This window comes from Sorangiineae bacterium MSr11367 (assembly GCA_037157805.1).
Taxonomy (GTDB): domain Bacteria; phylum Myxococcota_A; class Polyangia; order Polyangiales; family Polyangiaceae; genus Pendulispora; species Pendulispora rubella.
Genome location: CP089983.1, coordinates 5,013,928 through 5,031,185, shown reverse-complemented (window position 1 = coordinate 5,031,185; position 17,258 = coordinate 5,013,928). Strand labels below are relative to the sequence as shown.

The window sequence follows — 17,258 nt, the reverse complement described above, 5'->3', positions numbered from 1 at the left end:
TACATATCTTCGCCGCGTGCGCAGATGGTGGTGAAAGCGCGGCCGACGTGGAGCTCGGTATAGCGGCGAGCTACTCGTCTGCACCTCACCGAGCACGACTCGTTATTTTCATTCTCGAAATGGCCGCAGGCCAAATGCGGAGAAAGACATTCTTCGTATAGAGCAAGCACCAACGGACTCCGGTAACCCCATGACGAACGGAAAAGTACAGAGGACCGAGTTACTTTTTAGTTTCACCACGGTAGGCACGTGACTCCGGACGAATTTCTTCGTATCGTGTCTATGTACGCCGACGGCAGTAACGCCGCGCCCGACATCGAGTACGGCGCGTAGCGGGCCATTCATCGGAGCAACCCCGTGCTCTTCGGAAGCTTCTGGGGGGGATCATCGAACCACGAATCCCGCAAAGGGATTCGTCGCGAGCCGTACCAAGTCATCATGACCAGAGTCTGCGAGCGCGGTGATGCCGCGCGCGTAAGCGCTTATGTCCATCTCAATGGATTCGACCTCGATCGCCTGATCGGGGCCGCCCACTTAATCAAGCAATCAAGCGTGGGTTCCGTCGGCCGCCAACCCGACTCGATTCCCTTCGCGTTGCACCATCATTATCGACTTCAAGCGGACTGGAGTGACAAAGCCCCTATGACCACCTCCATGCAGATTCGGGCGGGAGCCCCTGCTCAGGATCGAACGGCCAGAACGCCGTGCTCCCTTGCGCTGGTGTCGGCGCCCAACGAGTCGCAGGTGCGGGCGGCGCTCCAGCACGTACGCCCGCCTGGGGGCGGCATCGTCGAACTGCACGCCGCGGGTCAAGGCGGTCACCGGGCGGCCCTCCTTTTCGGTGAGGGCGCGGAGCCGGTCGTCGCCATCGGACCGGCAACTGCGACGGCGCGCCCAATCGCCTTCATGTTGCCTGGATTGGGCGATCACTACCTCGACATGGGGGCCGAGCTCTATCGGACGCAACCGACGTTCCGGGCCGAGATCGACCGCTGTGCGGAGCTCTTGAAGCCGGAACTCGGTCTCGACCTGCGCGATCTCATCTACCCGACCAAGGCCCAGCACGAGAGCACCCCGAACGTCTCGTCGAAGGGCGCGGTCGATCTGCGTAGGATGCTCGGACGCGATGACCGGGCACCGAGCGCGCATGAAACGCGACTGAATCGAACCAGCATCGCGCAGCCGGCGCTCTTCGTCGTGGAATATGCGGTCGCGAAGCTTCTGGAGGCTTGGGGTCTCCGCCCCAACGCCATGATTGGCTACAGCCTTGGCGAATACGTCGCCGCGTGCCTCGGGGGCGTCCTTTCGCTCGAGGCGTCCTTGACGCTCGTCGCGCGACGCGCGCAGTTGATTGAAACACTTCCCCCAGGGGCGATGCTCGCGGTCAACCTCCCCGAGGAGCAGGTGCTCCCGCTGCTGGGACGGCACCTCTCCTTGTCGGCGGTCACCGGCCCCGAGCTCACCGTCGTCGCGGGCGCGCCCGAGGAAATTGGCGAGCTCGAACGAGCGCTCGCCGGCCGGGCCGTGACCGTTCGGCGCGTTCAAACGTCGCACGCATTCCACTCCGCGATGATGCGCCCGATCGCCGACCGGGTAACGGCGCTCGCCAAGACGTATGCCCCCAGGGCGCCGGCCATCCCCTACGTTTCGAACGTCACCGGGCGGTTCATCACGGAGGCCGAGGTCCTCGACCCCGCCTATTGGGCCGCGCACCTATGCAGTCCGGTGCGCTTCCGCGAAGGTCTTCACACGCTCGCCGAGCGCCCGGAGCGCGTGTTCCTCGAGGTGGGTCCCGGGCAGTCGCTGAGCAGCATCGTCTTGCTCGATCCGGGGATCGGTGCGCGCCCCGATCGGCTCATCGTTGCTTCGATGCGGCACGCCTACGATCCGCAGTCGGACACGGTCGCGCTCTTCAAGGCGGTGAGTCGCCTCTGGGTGGAGAACGCGGCGTTGGATGCGGCGGCTCTCCCGGCGCAGCCGCTCGCGGATCATGCGTCGGACGCGGAAACGCACGGCACGACGCCCAGCACGCCGACCGCAGAGGCCGAGCTCGAGACGCGCACGGAGCGGGACCTGGCGGCGATTTGGAGCCAGCTCCTGCCTGGGCACAAGATTGGGCCGACCACCTCCTTCTTCGAGTTGGGTGGCAACTCCCTCACCGCCACGAGGCTGATCAACCGAATTCAACGGTCGTTTCGTGTCAGTTTCCCGCTCCGTCGCATCTACGAGGCGGGCACGCTGCGCGCGATGGCGGCCGCCATCGAGGCCACGAAGTCGGGTCGAAGCGTCAGCGCGCCGTCGGGTCAGTCTGGTCAGTCCGGTCGCCTCGCCACGCAGTCCACCGCGGCTCCGCAAGAGGCCATCCCCACCGTCGCTCTGGCCAACGGCCTCGTCGTCCGCCACCAGAACCTGGCCGAGACGCAGCACTTCTACGACGACATCTTCGCGCACCGATCGTACGTCAAGCACGGCATCCGCATCCCGGACGGGGCCTGTGTCTTCGACGTAGGTGCCAACATCGGCTTGTTCACGCTGTTCGCCCATCGGGAGGCGAAGGACGTTCGCGTGTTCTCCTTCGAGCCCGCGCCGCGCATGTTCGAGATTCTCAGCAAGAACATCGCCGAGCAAGGCATTCGCGCGACCGCGCTCAACGTGGGGGTGTCGAACGTCGAGGGCGAGGCCTCGTTTACCTTTTATCCGCGCAGCACGGGTATGTCGTCGTTCCACGCCGACGAGGCCGAGGAAAAACACAACCTCAAGACCATCATCTCCAATCAGAAGAAGGCAGGCGTCGCGGAGGTCAGCGAGGTCGCCGGGTTCGAGGAGGAGCTGCTGGACGTCCGCTTCCAGTCGACCGTCTTTACCGCCAAACTCCGTCGCCTCAGCGACGTCATCCGCGAGCAGCGCGTCGAACGGATCGATCTGATCAAGATCGATGTCCAGAAGTGCGAGCTCGAGGTCATCGAAGGCATCGACGACGAGCACTGGCCGATGATCCGGCAGGTCGTCCTCGAGGCCCACGATGCGGATGGCAGGGTCGAGGTGCTCCGGTCACGGCTCGCGCAGCACGGTTTCAAGGTCACGGTGCAGCAGGACGAGCTGTACGCGGGGACGAACATCCACAACCTCTACGCCGTCCGCGACGGCCTTTGATCTCGGAGAACATCGACATGGAGTTTCGATCCGTTGGCGTCGTTGGCGCCGGAGTGATGGGCGTAGGCGTCGCGCAGGACCTCGCGCACAGAGGACATGACGTCGTCCTGATCGACGTATCGGACGCCGTCCTGGAGCGCTCGCGCAAGGAGTTGAAGACTGGCCTTCGTACCGTCGCCCTCTTCAAAAAGGTCGCCGTGGACTCGCGGGACGTGATGAGCCGTGTCAACTTCACCGTCGACTACGACGCGCTCGCGAATGTCGACTTCGTCGTCGAGAACGTGGTCGAGAAGTGGGACGTCAAGAAGGACGTTTATGCCCGCCTCGACGCGATCTGTCGGCCGGACGTCATCTTCGCCGCGAACACCTCGGCCATCCCGATCACGAAGATCGGCTCGGCGACCAAACGCCCCGCCCAAGTCGTGGGGATGCACTTCATGAACCCGGTCCCGATGAAGCCGATGGTGGAGATGATCCGCGGATTCCACACGTCGCCCGCGACGCTCGACGCCGGCAAGCGCTTCCTCGCCGAGATGGGCAAGCAGTGCGTCATCGTCGAAGACTCGCCGGGCTTCGTATCGAACCGTGTATTGATGCTCACGATCAACGAAGCGGCGTTCCTGGTCCAAGACCGCGTGGCGCAGCCCGCAGACGTCGACCGCATCTTCAAGACGTGCTTCGAGCACAAAATGGGGCCGCTGGAGACGGCGGATCTCATCGGACTCGACACGATTTTGTACTCGATCGAGGTCCTCTACGAGAACTTCAACGATGACAAGTACCGCCCCTGCCCGCTCCTCAAAAAGATGGTGGACGCGGGTCTTTGGGGCAGGAAATCCGGCCGAGGCTTTTTCTCCTACGAGTGAGAAGACATGGAATCCAAACAGAAAATCGCATCCTATCTCGCACGCTTTTTCCCGGGGTACGAGCTCGCCGAGCAAGATGACATCTTCAGCCTCGGCTTCGTCAGCTCCATGTTTGCTTTGCAGCTCGTCAATTTTCTGGAGCACGAGTTCGGCATCGAGATCGACAACGAAGACCTCGAATTGGACAACTTCCGCACGATCCACGCGATGTGCGCGTTCATCGAGCGGAAGAAGGCACCGCAGCCCGCGCCGGTGGAGTGATGCGATGACGACGGCGTCGGTCACCGAACACGCCACGGAGTTCCGCGCCTTCGTCGAGCGGCACGTCGCGCCGTTCGCCGACGACGCCCATCGGCAGCAGCGCACGCGTCCAGAGACGATCACGGCACTCGCCGAGCATGGATACCTGGGTGCCGCCATCCCGCGTGAATTCGGCGGGCGCGGCTACGGGGCCCTGGCATTGGGCATCCTGGCCGGTGAGCTCGGACGCGGCTGTTCGTCACTGCGAAGCCTGCTCACGGTGCACACGATGGTGGCCCAATCCATCTTGCGCTGGGGAAGCCGCGCGCAGAAGGAGACGTGGCTTCCGAGGCTCGCGTCCGGCACGACGCTCGGTGCGCTGGCGCTCTCGGAGCCAAATGTGGGCAGCGATGCCAAGAGCGTCCAGACGCGAGCGGTCGTCGAGGGCGATGACGTCGTCCTCACCGGCCACAAGACGTGGACCACATACGGCCAACTCGCCCACCTGTTCCTCGTGTTCGCGCGATCGGAAGAGGGGCCGTCGGCGTACCTCGTGGAGCGGGACACGCCCGGGCTCTCGGTCGCGCCGATCGAGGACTTGCTCGGCATTCGGGCGTCGATGACCGCGAGCCTCCGGTTCGATGGCTGCCGCGTCCCGCGCGATCGCATGGTGGGGCGGCCGGGCCTCGGGACCTCGCACGTGGCAGCGGCCGCACTCGACTCGGGTCGCTACACGGTCGCGTGGGGCTGCGTCGGCATTCTCGAGGCGTGCCTCGAGGCATCGATCGCCTACACGCGAGACCGCGAGCAGTTCGGCGTCGCGCTGCGTGAGCACCAGCTCGTGCGGCAAAAGATCACCGACATGATGACCGGCTATCACGCCGCGAAGGCTCTCTGTGTCGAGGCGGGTACGCTCCGCGAGACGCGCGATCCCCGCGCCATGGCGCAGACATCGATCGCGAAGTACTTCGCCTCTACGGCGGCGATGCGCGCAGCGACGGATGCCGTCCAGCTCCACGGTGCGAACGGCTGCAGCGGGGACTATCCGCTGCAACGTTATCTCGGCGACGCCAAGATCATGGAGATTATCGAAGGCAGCTCCCAGATCCAGCAGATCACGATCGCGGAGTATGGGTACCAAGACTATGCCGCGGCGCCGCGCCGCGAAGGAACAGCGCCTTGGAGGCAGCCGTGACACAAGAGATGGTCGCGCCGCGCGACGACAAGAAGAAGGCCGTGAAATGTGTGGTGTGGGACCTCGACAACACGCTCTGGGACGGCGTGCTGCTCGAGGATCGCAACGTGCAGGTTCGGAGCGCCGTCGTCGACGTGCTGCGAACCTTGGACGAGCGCGGCATTCTCCACTCCATTGCGAGCAGGAACGACCATGCCACGGCGATGGCAAAGCTGCGCGAGCTCGGCCTCGAGAATTACTTCTTGCACCCTCAGATCCACTGGAACGAGAAGTCCTCGTCGGTGAAGGCGGTGGCCGAGGCCTTGAACATCGGCATCGACACCATCGCGTTCGTCGACGATCAGCCGTTCGAGCGAGACGAGGTCCGCTTCTCGCTGCCGGCGGTGCGCTGCATCGACGCAGCCGAGGTCTCCTCGATGCCGCAGTTGCCCGAGATGAACCCGCGCTTCGTGACGAACGACTCGCGGATGCGCCGCCAGATGTACCTCGCCGACATCACGCGCAAGGAGGTGGAGGACGGCCACCAGGGCAGCCCGGACGACTTCCTCGCCTCGCTGAACATGCGGTTCACGATCGCGAGGGCGGTCGAGGACGATCTGCAGCGCGCCGAGGAGCTGACGCTCCGCACCAATCAGCTGAATGCGACCGGCTACACGTATTCCTACGAGGAGCTGAATGCCTTCCGCACCTCGACGACCCACGACCTTTACATCGCCGGCCTCGACGACAAGTACGGGACGTATGGAAAGATTGGGCTCGCGCTGGTCGAGCGCGGCTCAGAAGTGCACACGCTCAAGCTGCTGCTGATGTCCTGCCGTGTCATGTCGCGCGGCGTCGGCACGGTCCTCCTGAACCACATCATTCGTCGCGCCCACTCGGCCGGCGTGCGACTGCGCGCGGAGTTCGTGTCCACCGATCGGAACCGCGTGATGTACGTCACGTACAAGTTTGCCGGATTCCGCGAAGTCCACAAAGAAGGCGGCGTCTCGATCCTCGAGAACGATTACTCGAGGATTCAGGACTTCCCGCCGTACATGCACGTCGTCGTGGACGATTAGCTTTTCCAAGGCTCGCCGCGCCCGTCGGACTCGGCAACGTTCCCGCTTGCCTTCGCGCTTCTGAAAGTTTCCAAGACAATGACTTCGAACACTACGGCGACGAGCTATTCGGCGATTGCGGACAAATACGACGGAGAGTCCAACGAGACATCGTTCTGGGGCGAGCTGGCTCGGCAAGCCTATGAACGCATCGTTCTCCTCCCCAAGCATCGTCTCATCGTCGATGTTGGATGCGGGACGGGCCTTGCCATCCACCACCTTCGAGGTCGCGCGCCATCGTCCGCGACGTTCGTCGGAATCGAGCCCGCCGAGCAGATGCGCCTTTTGGCGCAGCACCGCGCATCGGGAATCGATCGGGTCGAGTTTCGCGACGGTCGGTTCGAAGAGCTGCCGCTGCCCGATGCGTCGGTGGATTATCTCATCAGCATTTGGGCACTCCACTGGGTAAACGACGAGCGGCGAGCCTCGGCGGAAGTCCGGCGCGTGCTCAAAGCCGATGCGGACGTCGATCTGTGGTTCGCCGGCGTGAACACGGGAAGCGAATTCGCCCGGGCAACCGGTGAGGTCTTGAACAAGTACGTCGGCCTCGAGTCCCGGCTGCGGGCCGCGTCGATGCTGGCGTCCTTCGACCGGAATGTCGTCGACCAGTTCTTTTCGTTTCTAAAGCCGCAAGGCCTTACCATCCACGAGGAGTCGGAGACTCATTACGATACGCTGGAGCGGCATTGGGCCTGGCAAATTCGCTCGGAGACGTTCTACTCCGTCGTTCCTACGGCGCAGCGGGAGGCCTTCGATGCCGATTTGCGAGCTGCGATTTCCGCGCTCGGCGACGAACGCGGCATCCCCTACACGCGGCATAGCTTCCATGTCCGGTATCGCCACCGAAATAGCGCCTTTTCCGCTGTGCCGGCGTGGGTCGAGGGCAGCCGAGAGGCGGAGCGATTGGCCTCGACGAAGAGGCCGGCGAAGCTCTGGACGCTGACCGCAGGGACCGAAGTCGAGCTTCACGCCGGTGCGGTGCAACTGGGTCTGGACCTGGCCGCAGAGGCTCGGGAGAATCCGGCGCTGACCGATGTCCGCGCGATCGTCCACGAGCCGCCCTCGGGATCGCACCGCGCGGCGTTGGTCGGAGACGATCGGGAGACGTTGTTGGACGGTCTTCGAAAGATCGCGCGCGGCGGAGTTCCGTTGCTCGGTGCGCGCAGCCTCGTCAAAAGGCGCCCGGTCGTAGCCTTTTTGTTCACGGGGCTGGGCTCCGATCTGGCCGACGCGGGGCGTGAGCTATTCGAGACCAGCCCGACCTTCCGCGCGAGCCTCGCAGAGTGCGCGCGGCATGCCGATCCGCTGATCGGCACCTCACTCCTCGACATCTTGTTCCGAGACACGGGCGATCTCGTCCTCAACAACGTCTCTTTGTTTGCGCTCCAAGTGTCGCTGGCGAACCTGTGGCGAGCGTGGGGAGTGCACCCGAACGCCGTCGTGGGCCACAGCTTTGGAGAGCACGCTGCGGCATACGTCGCGGGCGTTTTGTCGCTGCCCGAAGCCCTGCGGTTGGTCGTGGGGCGCGCTCGGGCGATGCACGATCATGTTCCGTCGGGATCGATGTGCGCCGTGCAAGCGAGCGCGGAGCGACTTGGCCCATACCTCGCGGAGTACGCGGGGCGTGTCGTCATCTCGTCGTTCAATGCGCCGGAAAGCCTGGTCCTCTCCGGCGAAACACCTTCGCTGGAAGCGCTCACACGGGATCTTACGGCCCAGGGGATCAAAACTACGCCGCTTGCGACGGCCTACGCGTTTCACTCGCCGGTCATGTCGGCGGCCACCGAGCCGCTTCGTCGCGCGGCCGAGACGGTGCCGCATCATCCCCCGCAGATCGCGTTCGTCAGCACGGTGGAGCCCGGACGGGAAATCGAGTCCTTCGAGCCCGAGTACTGGGTCCGCCACATGCTCGCGCCAGTCCACTTCGCGGCTGCGATCGAGGCGCTCGCGCGGCGTGGTGTCACGGCCTACGTGGAGATCGGCCTGGGCGCCACGCTCACCAACCTCGCCGCGCAGTGCCTCGGCGAGACGGATGCGGTTCATCTTTCGTCCTTGAGCAACAAGGAGAGCTCTTGGCCTCGACTCATGACCGGTCTCGGGGCGCTGCACGCTCAGGGAATCGACATCGATTGGGACGGGTTGTCCGCTGCATCCTCGCTTCGCGTCGTACGGCCCGCAGGCGAGGCGGCCTCCGAGGAGACCGAGAAGGCGTCGTCCGGCTGGCGACGGGTCCTTTCGGCGACGTCGCAGGGTGACCGCCTCCGCATTGCACGCCGCCTCGTCCTTCAAGAGCTCGAGGAGGTTCTCGGCAGGCCTGTGAGCGAAATGCGTGCAGAGCGCACGGGCCTGATGGAGCTTGGCCTGCGCTCCGTTCAAATGGTCGCGCTTTCGCGACGGCTGTCCGACCGCATGGAGCAGCCCGTCTCGGAGACCATCGCGTTTTCGCGGCCGAACGTCGACCGCCTTGCGAACTTCGTGCTCGAAGCGTTCTCGCTCTCGGAAGACGCGCAGCCGATGCCGTCCGTGGAAATCCCCGCCGCCTCCGTCGATGATCCCATCGCGATCGTGGGAGTCGGCTGCCGATTGCCGGGCGGCGTTCGAGATGCGGGCGGCTTCTGGAGCATGCTCGAGGAGGCCCGCGCGACGGCTGCGCCCTTCCCGGTCGATCGCATGGCGATGGCGGCATGGTCCGAGTCCGACCGAGCCATGCTCGCGGGAACGCGGGCATCGTTCGTCTCGGATGTGACCGAGTTCGATGCCGCGTTCTTCGGCGTCTCGCCGCGGGAGGCCTTGCGCATCGATCCTACCCACCGCCTCTTGCTCGCGGTCTCGTGGGAGGCACTGGAGAACGCCGCCATCGTGCCGGAGGCTCTGGCCGGGACGAAAACGGGACTCTTCGTCGGCATCGGTCCGTCCGAGTACGAAGCAGCACGGCAGCAAGCGACGGACTCGGTCGGGGCCGACGCGCACGCGGGGCTGGGAACGTCGCCGAGTGTCGCCGCAGGCCGCATCTCGCACGTGCTGGGGCTCCAAGGCCCGTGCCTTGCGGTCGATACGGCGTGCTCCTCGTCGCTCGTGGCGATTCATCTCGCTTGCCAGAGCTTGCGCTCGGGCGAATGCAGCATCGCCCTCGCCGGTGGCGCATCGCTCCTTCTGTCGTCGGGCACGTTCGCGTGGCTGAAGAACAGCAACGCGCTGTCGGACGATGGGCTCTGCAAGACGTTCTCGGCGAACGCCGACGGGTACGGACGCGGCGAGGGCTGCGCGGTCGTGGTTCTCAAACGTCTCCGTCAGGCCCTTGCCGACGGCGATCGCGTTTGGGCGGTCATTCGTGGGTCGGCGATGAACCACGACGGCGCCAGCAGCGGCCTCACCGTGCCGAATGGAAGCTCCCAGGTCGCGCTGCTGAACAGCGCCCTCGCCGATGCACGCTGTGAGGCTGCGTCCGTGGGCTACGTCGAGGCGCACGGCACGGGTACGCCCCTCGGCGATCCGATCGAAGTCGAGGCATTGAGCGCGGTCTATGGCCGTGACCGGAAAGACGGCGAGCCCGTGCTCCTCGGGTCGGTGAAGACCAATGTCGGGCATCTCGAATACGCCGCGGGCATCGCCGGCTTGCTGAAGGCCGTTTTGGCCCTCCAGCACGGGCGCATTCCCGCTCATCTCCATGCGGAAGAGTTGAACCCGCGGATCGCATGGCAAGACGTTGCGGTCGCCGTTCCGCGTGCGGCGATGCCTTGGCCCGAATGGAACGTGCCGCGTCGTGCGGGAGTGTCTTCGTTCGGCATCTCCGGCACCAACGCCCACGTCATCCTCGAGGAAGCCCCCGCTCCCGGCGCGGCGGGCTCGAAGTCCCCTGCGCGTTCGCCTTTGCCCGCAGCGCTTCCCATGTTGCTTTCGGCCAAGGCCGAAGCCGTGCTCTTTGCTCAGGCGCGGCGGCTGCATGCCCACCTCGAGGCCCACCCGGAGCTCGAGCTGGTCGACGTCGCGGCTTCCCTCGCCACCACGCGGTCTCACTTCGATCACCGGGCCGCACTCGTGGTTCGGGACCGGGCCGAGCTCATGGCCGGTCTCGACGCGCTCGCGCAGGGACGGACACCGGAGTGCGCGGCGCGTGGCGTTCGTACGGGCGATGGCAAGGTCGTCTTCGTCTTTCCCGGGCAAGGCTCGCAGTGGGTCGGCATGGCCCTGCCCTTGCTCGAGAGCTCCCAGGTCTTCCGCGAGCAGATCGAGGCGTGCGAGCGCGCCTTCGCTCCGTACGTCGACTGGTCGCTCCTCGCGGTTCTTCGCGGTGAGGGGCCCTCCCTCGACCGCGTCGACGTCGTCCAACCCGCGCTGTTCGCCGTCATGATCGCCCTCGGCGCCGTCTGGCGTTCCCTGGGCGTCGAGCCCGATGCCGTCGTCGGCCATAGCCAGGGCGAGATCGCGGCCGCCTATGTCGCCGGTGCGCTGTCCCTCGAAGACGCCGCCAAAGTCGTCACCTTGCGAAGCCGCGCGCTCATGCGCCTTGCCGGCAAGGGCGCCATGGCCGCCGTCGAACTCGGGGTGGATGCCCTTTCGACGTATCTGGAGCCGTTCGGGGAAAAGCTGTCCATTGCGGCGCTCAACAGCCCGCGCTCCGCCGTGGTCTCCGGCGAGCCTGGAGCGGTCGATGGGCTGCTCGGCATCCTTGAAAAGGAGCAGGTCTTCGCACGAAAGGTCCGCGTCGATTACGCCTCCCATTGCGCCGCCGTCGATGCCGTCCACGACGAGCTTTTGGCCCAGCTCGAGGGGCTAACGCCGCGCGCTTCGAGCATTCCGCTGTACTCCACGGTCACGGGTTCGGCCCTCGGCGGCGTCGAGCTCGACGCGGCCTATTGGTTCCGAAATCTGCGCCAGACGGTCCGCTTCCACGACGCGAGCCTCGCCCTGCTCGAGGGCGGGCATCACTTCTTCGTCGAAGTCAGCCCGCATCCCGTCCTCACGCTCGCCCTCCACCAGACGCTCGAGAGCTCGCCGGTCGAGGCCACACCGGTCGCCATTGGCTCCCTTCGTCGCGACGACGGCGACTTCGGCCGGCTCCTTCTCTCCGTCGCCGAGCTTTTCGCGCGCGGGTACGAGCTCGATTGGAAAGCCTTTTTCCGGCCCTTCCGCGCTCGCCGCGTCGAGCTTCCCACGTACGCCTTCCAGCGCGAACGATTCTGGCTCGATGCCGCGCACACCCGAAACACGGATGTCGCCTCCGCGGGGTTGGCTTCCGCCGAGCACCCGCTGCTGGGCGCGGCGGTCGCGTTGGCCGACCAGGATAGCTTCCTCTTCACGGGGCGCTTGTCGCTCGGCGAGCACCCCTGGCTCGCGGGCCACGCCGTTTTCGGCACCGTCATTTTGCCCGGCACGGCGTTCGTCGAGCTTGCCCTCGCCGCCGCGCACCGCGTCGGGCTCGATCGCGTCGACGAGCTCACCCTGCAGACGGCGCTCGCGCTGCCCCAAGGAGCCGCCGTCCTTCTGCAGCTCGCTGTCGGTGCGTTCGACGCCACCGGGAGGCGACCGCTCACCCTTTACAGTCGATCCGAGGATGCTCCGAATGGCGCGCCCTGGACGACGCACGCCACGGGGATTCTCGCCCCTGCGACACCGGGCGAGCCTGCGCCGGCGTTCGATCTTCGCGCCTGGCCTCCCGCGGGTGCCACGCCCCTCGTGCTCGATGGGCTCTACGCGCGACTCGCCGCCGCGGGGCTCGTGTACGGGCCCGATTTCCAGGGGCTCTCCGGCGCCTGGAAGCTGGGCGACGCGATCTTCGCGGAGGTTCGGCTTCCCGTGGGCGCGGCGGACGCCGACCGTTTTGGTCTCCATCCTGCGCTGCTCGATGCCGCACTGCACGCGATCGGGCTCGAGGACATTCATGGCGCGGCCGATATCGTGTTGCCGTTCTCGTGGACGGGCATCGCGTTGCGCGCCCTCGGCGCGGAAAGCCTGCGGGTGCGCCTCGAACGCCTCGATGGAAACACCCTTTCGCTGGCAGTTGCCGATGCCACGGGCGAGCCCGTCGCCTCGGTGGAAGGGCTCGTCACGCGCTCCGTGTCACCGGAGCAGTTGCGCGGCGCCGGCGTCCACCGTGACGATGCGCTCTTGCGCATCGAGTGGACGGAGCTGCCCCTCGATGCATCGCCCAGCGCGCCGTCACGCTGGATGCAAGTTGAAGGCGTCGAAGGCGTCGCCGATCTCGCGAACCTTGGAGATGACGCGCCGGACGTGGTCGTGTTCGCGCAAACGACACGCCCGAACGGCGCCCGAACGACCGAGCAGCGCATCGCCGACGCCCACGAAGCCACGGCCAACGCGCTCGCCTTCCTGCAAGCCTGGCTCGCCGACGAGCGCCTTGCTTCGCGCCGACTGGTCGTCCTCACCGAGCGCGCCATCGCCACGCTCGTCGATGAAGACGTCCTCGATCTTTGCCATGCTCCCATTTGGGGGCTGGTTCGCTCCGCGCAGACCGAGAATCCCGACCGCAGCATCGTCCTCGTCGACATCGACGACGACGCCGCCTCGCGCGAAGCCCTCCGTTCCGCGCTCGAGGGCGACGAGATTCAATTCGCACTTCGCGAGGGCCGCCGGTTCGTTCCGCGGGTTGCGCGCTCGGTTCCGGACGAGGCACGCATCGTACCGGCCGACACGACCTGGCGCCTCCACATTCCGAGCAAGGGGACCCTCGAGAGCCTCACGTTCGCTCCGCATCCCGACGCCTCCGCGCCTCTCCTTCCTGGCCAGGTCCGCATCGCCGTTCACGCCGCCGGGCTCAATTTTCGTGATGTCCTCGACGCGCTCGGAATGCTCCCCAGGGACGTGGGGCCGCTCGGCACCGAAGGCGCGGGTATCGTCACCGAGGTTGCCCCCGACGTCCGGCTCTTCGCCCCCGGCGATCGGATCATGGGCATCTTTTCCTCTGCGTTTGGGCCCGTCGCCGTCGCCGATCACCGCACCATCATCCGGATCCCCGCGGGCTGGTCGTTTCTGCAAGCCGCCTCCGTCCCGGTCATCTTTCTCACCGCCTACTACGGCCTCGTCGAACTCGCGCAACTCCAGGCCCAAGAGCGGGTGCTCGTGCACGCTGCGGCGGGCGGCGTGGGAACGGCCGCTGTCCAAGTGGCGCAAAGCCTTGGCGCCGAGATCTTTGCGACGGCCAGCCCGGCCAAGTGGCCGAGCCTGCGCGATGCCGGCATCGACTCGGAGCACATCGCGTCTTCGCGCTCGCTCGACTTCGAGACCGACTTTCTCCGGGCCACGCAAAGCCGCGGGGTGGACGTCGTTCTCGACTGCCTCAAGGGCGAGTTCGTCGACGCGTCCCTTCGCCTCCTGCCCCGCGGTGGACGATTCATCGAGATGGGCAAGATTGATATCCGCGAGCCGGGCGTGGTCGCGACCCAGCATCCCGGTGTCGCCTACCAAGCCTTCGATCTCGTGGATGCCGGCCCCGTGCGCATCCAGCAGATGCTCACGGAGCTGGTGGCCCTCTTCGAGCGCGGCGTCCTTCGGCCGCCTCCGGTCACGGCGTGGGACATGCGACGTGCACCCCAGGCCTTCCGCGCCCTTGCGCAAGCCCATCACGTCGGGAAGTTCGTTCTCACGCTGCCGAGGCCCCTCGGTGGCGAAGGGACGGTGCTCATCACCGGCGGCACCGGCACCCTGGGCAAACGCCTCGCGCATCATTTGGTCGATACGCATCGCGTCTCGCATCTGCTTCTCACCTCGCGCCAAGGCGCTCTCGCACCGGGCGCCCTCGATCTGAAACGCGATCTCGAGGCCAAGGGCGCCCATGTCACCCTCGCCGCGTGCGACGTCGCCGACCGGGTTGCGCTCGAAGCGCTCTTCGCGTCCATCCCCGCCGAGCACCCCCTCACGGCCGTGGTGCATGCCGCGGGTGCCCTCGACGATGGTCTGCTCACCGCCCTGACCCCCGAGCGCTTGCACTCGGTCTTGCGCTCCAAGCTCGACGCCGCGCTCCACCTGCACGAGCTCACCCAGCACCTCGATCTCTCCGCCTTCGTCCTCTTCTCCTCCATCTCCGGCGTCCTCGGCGGCGCGGGCCAGGCCAACTACGCCGCCGCCAACGCCTTCCTCGACGCACTCGCTCACCATCGCCGTGCGCGTGGCCTCCCCGCCATCGCGCTCGATTGGGGGTATTGGGCCGAGAAGAGCAGTCTGACCGCTCATCTTTCGGCCGCCGACCTTTCCCGCATCGCGCGCACCGGCTTCCGCGCCATGTCCACGGAGGACGGCCTCGCACGCTTCGATGCCGCCCTCGCTCGCCCCGACGCCACGCTCGTCGCCGCCCGTTTCGACGCCGCCGCACTCCGCGCTCGTCCCGATGTACCGGCGTTGCTTCGAGGCCTCGTCCGAGCCCGCGCCGCCAAGCCTCTCGCCACCAACACGGTCTCTTCCTCGCTCGCGCAGCGCCTTCGCGCACTTTCGGCCGACGATCGCGCTCGCATCCTGCTCGACCTCGTCCGGGCAGAAGTCGCCACAGTTCTCGGCATTGCGTCCCCCAGCAGCATCGAGCCTCAGCGGCCCCTCAAGGAGCTCGGCCTCGATTCGCTCATGGCCGTCGAGCTTCGCAATCGCCTCGCCGCCGCAGCGGGGTTGCGACTCCAAGCGACGCTGCTCTTCGACCATCCGACGCTCGATGCGCTCGTGCGCTTTCTCTCCGCCCAGCTCCTTGGTGTCGACACCCCGGCAGCCGTGCCAACCATCGCCACGGCCCCTGCAAGCGACGACCCGATTGCCATCGTCGCCATGGGTTGCCGCTTTCCGGGCGGCGTACGATCCCCCGACGACCTGTGGCACCTCCTGGTCGAGGCGCGCGACGCCGTCGTCTCGTTCCCCGACAACCGGGGATGGAACGTCGATGCGCTCTACGATCCCGACCCCGAGGCCGTCGGTAAGAGCTACGCCCGCGAAGGAGGCTTCCTCGACGACGCCGATTGGTTCGATCACGACTTCTTCGGCATCAGTCCTCGCGAAGCTCTCGCCACCGATCCGCAACAACGCGTTCTGCTCGAGGTTGCATGGGAGACCCTCGAACGCGCCGGCATCGATCCCGGCACCCTGCACGGGTCGCGCACGGGCGTTTTCGTCGGTGTCATCGACAATGACTACGGAGCTCGCCATGTGCCCGCCGATCTCGAGGCTTACGTCGGCATCGACAACCTCGCCAGCCTCGCCTCCGGCCGCATCGCCTACACCCTTGGCCTCGAAGGCCCCGCGATCAGCATCGACACCGCCTGCAGCTCCTCGCTCGTGGCCATTCACCTCGCCGCCCAAGCGTTGCGCAACGGCGAGTGCTCGCTGACCCTCGCCGGCGGTGTCGCGGTCATGGCGACGCCCTCACCGTTCATCGTGTTCAGCCCGCAGCGGGGCATGGCGCCCGATGGGCGTTGCAAGGCGTTTTCCGCGGATGCGAACGGCGCAGGCTGGGCGGAGGGCGCCGGGATGCTCCTGCTCGAGCGGCTCGAAGACGCCACGCGAAATGGCCACCCCGTCCTCGCCGTCCTTCGCGGGTCGGCCATCAACCAAGATGGCAGGAGCCAGGGCATCACCGCACCGAGCGGCCCCGCCCAGGAGCGCGTCATCCGCGAGGCACTCCAAAACGCGCATCTCGCTCCCCGCGATGTCGATGCCGTCGAGGCTCACGGTACAGGCACCACACTCGGCGATCCCATCGAAGCTCACGCCATCCTCGCCACCTACGGCCAGGACCATTCTTCCGAGCAGCCCCTCTGGCTCGGCAGCCTCAAGTCCAATATCGGGCATGCCCAGGCGGCCGCCGGTGTCGGCGGCGTCATCAAGATGGTCCTCGCCCTCCAGCATGGCCTCTTGCCCAAGACGCTCCACGTCAAAGAGCCTTCTCCCCACATCGATTGGTCTCCTGGTACCGTCCGCCTTTTGACCGAGGCCCTCCCTTGGCCTTCCCATGGGCGTCCTCGACGCGCCGCCGTCTCCTCGTTCGGCATCTCGGGCACCAACGCCCACGTCATCCTCGAGCAAGCTCCTGCTTCGGCTGGGGAGTCCCGTGCCGCAGCCGCGAGTCCTTCCGCCCTGCCGCTGCTCCTGTCGGCCAAATCCGACACCGCACTTCGCGCCCAGGCCACCCGACTGCGCGAGCACCTCGCCGCACACCCCGAGACCGAGATCCTCGATCTGGCCTTTTCTCTTGCGACTTCCCGCGCCCATTTCGATCACCGCGCCGCCATCGTTTCGACAGAGCGCCATGAGCTCCTCGATACCCTCGATGCGCTCGCTCGCGATGAGGGCGCGGCCAACGCCGTCTCGGGGACACGCGCCATCGACGGCAAGGTCGTCTTCGTCTTTCCAGGTCAGGGCTCGCAGTGGGTCGGCATGGCCCTGCCCCTGCTCGAGACCTCCCACGTCTTCCGCGACCAGATCGACGCGTGCGAGCGCGCCTTCGCTCCCTACGTCGATTGGTCGCTCCTCGCGGTTCTTCGTGGCGAGGGGCCGTCCCTCGACCGCATCGACGTCGTCCAGCCCACGCTCTTCGCGGTCATGGTCTCCCTTGCGGCGCTCTGGCGTTCCCTCGGCGTCGTGCCCAGCGCCGTCGTCGGGCATAGTCAGGGCGAGATTGCCGCCGCCCATGTCGCCGGTGCGCTGTCGCTCGACGATGCGGCCAAGATTGTCACCTTGAGGAGCCGCGCGTTCGCGCGACTCGCCGGCCTC

At 66.4% G+C, this 17,258-nt stretch carries 6 protein-coding genes (1 of these 6 running past the window's edge); all 6 read left to right on the top strand.

The window, feature by feature from the left end:
- Positions 1 to 642 precede the first annotated feature (642 nt).
- The gene (locus LVJ94_19640; GenBank protein WXB09432.1) at positions 643 to 3,153 is read left to right on the top strand and encodes an FkbM family methyltransferase; all 2,511 of its coding nucleotides are present in this window, start codon (positions 643 to 645) and stop codon (positions 3,151 to 3,153) included.
- Between the two features lie 17 nt (positions 3,154 to 3,170).
- Positions 3,171 to 4,019, top strand: a complete 849-nt coding sequence (locus LVJ94_19635; GenBank protein ID WXB09431.1) for a 3-hydroxyacyl-CoA dehydrogenase NAD-binding domain-containing protein — start codon at positions 3,171 to 3,173, stop codon at positions 4,017 to 4,019.
- Between the two features lie 6 nt (positions 4,020 to 4,025).
- Positions 4,026 to 4,280 carry an acyl carrier protein gene (locus LVJ94_19630; GenBank protein WXB09430.1) on the top strand — a complete coding sequence of 85 codons (255 nt, stop codon included), beginning with the start codon at positions 4,026 to 4,028 and terminating at the stop codon, positions 4,278 to 4,280.
- A 4-nt stretch (positions 4,281 to 4,284) separates the two neighbouring features.
- Complete coding sequence (locus LVJ94_19625; GenBank protein ID WXB09429.1) at positions 4,285 to 5,454, top strand: acyl-CoA dehydrogenase family protein; 1,170 nt, start codon at positions 4,285 to 4,287, stop codon at positions 5,452 to 5,454.
- A complete protein-coding gene (locus tag LVJ94_19620) occupies positions 5,451 to 6,512 on the top strand; it encodes an HAD-IIIC family phosphatase (protein ID WXB09428.1) in 1,062 nt (353 codons plus the stop codon). Before LVJ94_19625 ends, LVJ94_19620 begins: the two co-directional genes overlap by 4 nt.
- Before the next feature lie 78 nt (positions 6,513 to 6,590).
- A protein-coding gene (locus LVJ94_19615) for an SDR family NAD(P)-dependent oxidoreductase (protein WXB09427.1) crosses the window boundary here: on the top strand, positions 6,591 to 17,258 show its start. It continues 22,959 nt past the right edge of the window; the window shows 10,668 of its 33,627 coding nt (coding positions 1–10,668); it begins with the start codon at positions 6,591 to 6,593; its stop codon lies off the right edge, out of view.

What these genes read in the sequence shown, in the direction of transcription:
- LVJ94_19635 (WXB09431.1), top strand. Translation starts at nt 3,171, where the DNA reads ATGGAGTTTCGATCCGTTGGCGTCGTTGGCGCCGGAGTGATGGGCGTA.
- LVJ94_19630 (WXB09430.1), top strand. Translation starts at nt 4,026, where the DNA reads ATGGAATCCAAACAGAAAATCGCATCCTATCTCGCACGCTTTTTCCCG.
- LVJ94_19640 (WXB09432.1), top strand. Translation starts at nt 643, where the DNA reads ATGACCACCTCCATGCAGATTCGGGCGGGAGCCCCTGCTCAGGATCGA.
- LVJ94_19625 (WXB09429.1), top strand. Translation starts at nt 4,285, where the DNA reads ATGACGACGGCGTCGGTCACCGAACACGCCACGGAGTTCCGCGCCTTC.